Here is a 5,433-nt window from a genome sequence, read left to right on the forward strand (position 1 = left end):
ATTTCACAGATACACACGCACCTCTAAAATTATCATTGTGTTCTACTAATTTGCCTACGTTGTCTGTTTTCATAACTAGTCTTGTTTTTTTTTTTCCCTATGGCGGGGCTGGTGCGACGGGCGGCCTTTTGGGTCTCGCGCTCCTCCGTTCATTGTTGATGTGCCTTGTCTCGGCTGGCTTTGGTCGGGTGTGGGGGGCTGGGTCACGGGTTTAGGTGGGGGGCCAGGGTTAGGGCTAGGTGCAGGGTTAGGCGGTCTTGGCCGTTGGTCAGGGTTAGGGACGTCAGGGCTTCTATGCGGCGTAGGCGGTGGTAGAGGGTTTGGCGGTGGATGTTCAGGGTCTTGGCCGTTTGCTGGATGTTGCCGGCCAGGTCCAGGTAGGTGCGGGCTGTTTCCTGTAGGTCTGGGTGGGCTTGCAGGCTGGTTGTGCCTGGGGTCTGGGTTGCTTGGGTCAGGGCCTCGTCGCCTGCGGTTCTCAGGAGGCGGAGGGCGCCCAGGGTTTTCCAGTCGCGGGTTTCGCCTGGGGTGGCGACGCGGGCTGCCACTCGGGCGCGGAGCCAGCTCTCGTGGACGTCGTCGAGGGTCTGGCAGGGGGAGTGGACGCCGATCTGGACGGGGGCGTTGCGTTCTTCCAGGAGGAGGCGCGCTCGGTCGAGGGTCGTGGGGGTCGACGTCGTGGCTGGGATCAGGAGGACGTGGTCTCGCTGCCAGAACGTCGTCAGGACCGCGTGGGGGAGCAGCCAGGGGTTCAGTGGTTCGGGGCTTGGGGTTCTCAGGACCGCGATCGTGAAGGGTGGGGCCGCTATCCCCGTGTCGGTCAGGTCGTCGGCTGCTCGGGTGCGGGGCTCCGGGTGAGTTGAGAGGAGATCGGCGAGCTTCCAGCCCAGGTCGTCGCGTTCCCTGGCCTGTCGGGCCATGAGGAGGGCGGCTCGGTCGCAGAGGGGCATCGCTTCGGCGGCCTGGTCGGGGGTTATGCGCTCCTCGTCGTCCAGGAGCCACAGGTAGCCGTAGGTGACGTTGTTCCAGCGGACGGGCAGGCACAGGCGGCCCAACTGGTCCAGGGAGGGGTCGGCCGGGATGCGGACGGGGCCCCTGGCGCGGGCGATGCCGTGGCGTTCGAAACGGGCCCGGACGGCGCCCGTCGCGCGGCGCCGCAGGATCGAGTCCAGCCGGACGGGGTCGATGGTGTCGCCGTGGGCCGCGTAGGCGACCAGGTGGAAGTCGCGGTCCTCCAAGGTCGCGGGGGCTTGGAGGAGGTCGGCCGCGTGCTCCGCGATCTCCTGGAGGTCGTCCATCGATTCCCTTGTGCGTTTGTATGAAGAGAGTGGGTACTAGAAGTTGCATTTGACTATAGGGGTGGGTGCCGGGGGCTTCTAGCGTGCGGAGTGTCGCTGGAGGTCCCGATGCCGAACCCTGTGCTTCTTGCCGCCGCGCGTAGTCGGCGGATGCGTGATGTGGTGACGTCCGTGCCTCTGACCAGGGGTGTCGTCGACCGGTTCGTCGCCGGTGATGATCTTGAGGCGGCGGTTCGTGCCGTCAGAGCCCTTGTCGGTGATGGGGTGGCGGTCACCCTCGACCACCTTGGGGAGGACACGGTCGAGGCCCGGCAGGCGCGGGATACGCGGGATGCCTATTTGAGGGTCATGTCGGTGCTTGAGGAGGGTCAGCTTTCCGAGGGTGCCGATATCTCCTTGAAGCTGTCGGCGCTTGGGCGGGGACTTTCCGAAGGGCTCGCACTTGACCATGCTCGGGACATCTGCGCTGCTGCCGGGCGTGGCGGTATGACGGTCACCCTTGATATGGAGGACCACACCACGGTCGACTCCACGTTGGAAATCCTCGGCAAGCTTCGGGTCGATTTCCCGTGGGTGGGGGTCGCCGTCCAGGCGATGCTTCGGCGCAGTGAAGGCGATCTGCGGGAATTGGCGGGGTCGCGGGTGCGGCTGGTCAAGGGGGCCTACGCCGAGCCCGTTTCGGTGGCCTTCCAGAGTCGGCGCGAGATCGACCTCGCTTATGTGCGGGGGCTGCGGACGCTGATGGGCGGGGACGGGTATCCGATGATCGCCACGCATGATCCGCGAATCGTCGAGATCGCGTCGGTGCTCGCCGGGGAAAGGGCACCCGGGTCATACGAGTTCCAGATGCTCTACGGCGTCCGGAGCGCCGAGCAGCGGAGGCTGGCGCGGCGGCACCGGATGCGCGTCTACGTGCCCTACGGCGTCGACTGGTACGGCTACTTCATGCGGCGCCTGGCCGAGCGGCCCGCCAATCTCGCGTTCTTTCTCCGTTCGTTCGTTTCCCGCTGACCAGGAGGATTTCCATTTCATGGATGCTGTGACCAACGTTCCTACGCCGGTGAACGAGCCGGTGCGCGGGTACGCCCCGGGCAGTTCCGAGCGCGCCCGGCTTGAGGCCAAGCTCGCCGAACTCATGGCGGAGACGCCGATCGACCTGCCCATGACGATCGGGGGGCGTCGGCGGCTCGGTGGTGGGGCGAAGGTCGCCGTCGTGCAGCCCCACCGGCACTCGTCCGTTCTCGGGACGTTCGGGAACGCCACCGAGGACGACGCCAGGGACGCCGTCGCCGCCGCGCTGGAGGCCGCGCCGGCGTGGCGGGCGCTGTCGTTCGACGACCGCGCCGCTATCTTCCTGCGGGCCGCCGACCTGCTGGCCGGGCCGTGGCGGGAGACGCTCCTCGCGGCGACCATGCTCGGGCAGTCCAAGACCGTCCAGCAGGCCGAGATCGACACCCCGTGCGAACTCGTCGACTTCTGGCGCTTCAACGTCCACTACGCCCGGCGCATCCTCGCCGAGCAGCCGATCAGCGAACCCGGCGTGTGGAACCGGTCCGACCACCGGCCGCTGGAAGGGTTCGTCTACGCGATCACCCCGTTCAACTTCACCGCGATCGCCGCGAACCTGCCGACCGCGCCCGCGCTGATGGGCAACGTCGTCGTGTGGAAACCGTCACCGACCCAGACCTACTCGGCCGTCCTGCTCATGCGGCTGCTGGAAACGGCCGGGCTGCCGCCCGGCGTCATCAACCTCGTGACCGGGGACGGGCTGGCGGTGTCGGACGTGGCGCTCGACCATCCGGAACTCGCCGGAATTCACTTCACCGGGTCGACCGCCACGTTCCGGCGGCTGTGGAAGACGGTCGGCGCCAATATCGAGAAGTACCGCGGGTACCCGCGGCTCGTGGGGGAGACCGGCGGCAAGGACTTCGTCGTCGCCCACCCCTCGGCCGACCGGCGTGTACTGAAAACGGCGTTGGTGCGTGGGGCGTTCGAATATCAGGGGCAGAAGTGCTCCGCCGCGTCACGGGCCTACATCCCCAGGTCCATTTGGGACAGTGGGTTCAAGGAGGAGCTCGCCGCCGAGGTCGACGGCCTCTCCATGGGAGATGTCGCCGAGCTGACGAACTTCATGGGGGCCGTGATCGACGAACGGGCCTTCGCCAAGAACAAGGCCGCCATCGACCGCGCCCACGCCGACCCGGATGTTCACATCGTCGCCGGTGGAACCTACGACGAGACGGTCGGCTACTTCGTCCGGCCGACCGTCCTCGTATCCGACGATCCCGCGAACGACATCTTCCGGACCGAGTACTTCGGGCCCATCCTCGCCGTTCACGTCTACGACGACGAACGCTACGACGAGATGCTCAGGCAAATGGAATCCGTGTCGGCATACGCCCTCACCGGAGCCATCATCGCCGACGACCGGGCCGCCGCCGCCCACGCCGCCGAAACCCTGCGGTTCGCGGCCGGCAACTTCTACATCAACGACAAACCGACCGGCGCGGTCGTCGGGCAGCAGCCCTTCGGCGGGGCGCGGGCGTCCGGCACCAACGACAAGGCCGGGTCCGTGTTCAACCTGCTGCGCTGGACGTCGCCGCGCTCCATCAAGGAGACATTCGTCCCGCCGACCGACTACCGCTACCCGCACATGGGCTAGAACTCAGCGACCGGGAGCGACACCCAGCCGCGCGTGAACGGGGACGCGATCCGCTCGGCCTTCTCCACATCCACGCCGATATTCGGGTGGGTGTGGAGAAGTTCCTCGAAGGCGATGCGCGCCTGGAGCTTCGCCAGGTGGGAGCCGACGCAGAAGTGGACGCCGCTCGAGAAGCCCAGATGGCGCGGGATCTCACGGGTGATGTCCAGGTCGTCCGCGGACGGGCCGAACTCGCGCTCGTCCCGATTCGCCGACCCGTACAGCATCATCACCTTCTCGCCTGCCGGGATCTCCGTCCCGTGCAGTGTCACCGGCCGCGTCGTCGTCCGGCCCAGCGCCTGCACCGAACCCTCCAGGCGCAGAAACTCCGTCAGCGCGTTCGGAATCAAGGACGGATCGGCGGCGAGACGCTCGCGCTGCACATGGTCGCCGTCCAGCAGCGCCACCCCGTGCGAGATCAGATTGCCGGTCGTGTCGTTGCCGCCCGCCACCATGACGAAACAGAAACCGAGAACGTCCCAGTCGGTGAGGCGCTCCCCGTCCACCTCCGCGGCCGTCAGCGCGCTGATCAGGTCGTCGGACGGATCGGCGCGGCGCGCGGCGATCACGTCCGTGAAATAGGCGAACATCTCCGCCACCGCCTCGGCCGCGCCGCCCTTCATCGCCTTCAGGTCGAAACCGTCGTCCTGCAGGGTCGTCAGCGCGCTCACCCACGGGTCGAACCGCGCCCGGTCGGCCTCCGGGACGCCCAGCAGATGCGCCAGCGCGAACGTCGGCAGCGGCGAAGAGAGATCGCGGTGCAGGTCGGGTGTTCCGCCGTCGGCGGCCCTGTCCTCCATGAGGGCGATCCGGGATCGGACGAAGTCCCGAAGCAGATCTTCGAGCGCGGCCGTCCGGCGCGGAGTGAACCCGCGGCCGATCAGGCGGCGCAGGACGGTGTGGCGCGGCGGATCGAGCATGACGATCGTCGGGGCGAGGCCCAGCGTGCCGATCTCGTCCGGATAGAACGTCAGCCCCTGCGCCGACGAGAAGGTCGCCGCGTCCCGCGTCGCCGCCCAGATGTCCTCGAACCGGGACAACGCCCAGAACGGCGGTGACTCATGCCGATGGACCGGCTCCTCGTCCCGAAGCCGCCGATACGCGGGATACGGATCAGCCTGGAAACCGGGATCGAACGGGTCGTACACGTTCGCCATGCCGCGGGCCTTCCGTGCTAACGGGCGTCGTTATTAACGCCCCCTGTTAATATCATCGCGTGCCCAAGGACGCAACGGCCACCAGAGAACGGCTGCTCCGTGCCGGAGCCCACCACTTCGCCGCCGACGGCATCGACGCCGCCCGAACCCGCGACATCATCGCCACCGCCGGGCAAGCCAACGACTCCGCCATCACCTACCACTTCGGCTCCCGCGCCGGCCTCCTCGAAGCCATCCTCCGCGCCGGCGTCACCCGCATGGAACCCGCCCGCACCACCCC

At 67.5% G+C, this 5,433-nt stretch carries 5 protein-coding genes; 3 read left to right on the forward strand and 2 right to left on the reverse strand.

The window, feature by feature from the left end; genetic code table 11:
* Positions 1–203 precede the first annotated feature (203 nt).
* On the reverse strand, positions 204–1,295 hold the full coding sequence (locus E1289_RS36210; RefSeq protein ID WP_131988472.1) for a PucR family transcriptional regulator: 1,092 nt from the start codon (positions 1,293–1,295) through the stop codon (positions 204–206).
* Positions 1,296–1,403: 108 nt separating this feature from the next.
* Between E1289_RS36210 and E1289_RS36215 the strand changes: the two genes are divergently transcribed.
* Complete coding sequence (locus E1289_RS36215) at positions 1,404–2,306, forward strand: proline dehydrogenase family protein (RefSeq protein WP_131988474.1); 903 nt, start codon at positions 1,404–1,406, stop codon at positions 2,304–2,306.
* A gap of 19 nt (positions 2,307–2,325) precedes the next feature.
* Positions 2,326–3,957, forward strand: coding sequence for an L-glutamate gamma-semialdehyde dehydrogenase (pruA, locus tag E1289_RS36220; RefSeq protein ID WP_131988476.1), 1,632 nt, complete (start codon positions 2,326–2,328; stop codon positions 3,955–3,957).
* On the opposite strand, the gene E1289_RS36225 is transcribed toward pruA, so the two are convergent.
* On the reverse strand, positions 3,954–5,153 hold the full coding sequence (locus E1289_RS36225) for a cytochrome P450 (RefSeq protein ID WP_131988478.1): 1,200 nt from the start codon (positions 5,151–5,153) through the stop codon (positions 3,954–3,956). The two genes, pruA and E1289_RS36225, sit on opposite strands and share 4 nt — an antisense overlap.
* A gap of 59 nt (positions 5,154–5,212) precedes the next feature.
* Between E1289_RS36225 and E1289_RS36230 the strand changes: the two genes are divergently transcribed.
* Positions 5,213–5,433 (forward strand): TetR family transcriptional regulator (locus E1289_RS36230; protein ID WP_207929387.1); only part of this gene is annotated, 221 nt, incomplete at its 3' end.

It is taken from the genome of Actinomadura sp. 6K520 (assembly GCF_004349245.1).
Taxonomy (GTDB): domain Bacteria; phylum Actinomycetota; class Actinomycetes; order Streptosporangiales; family Streptosporangiaceae; genus Spirillospora.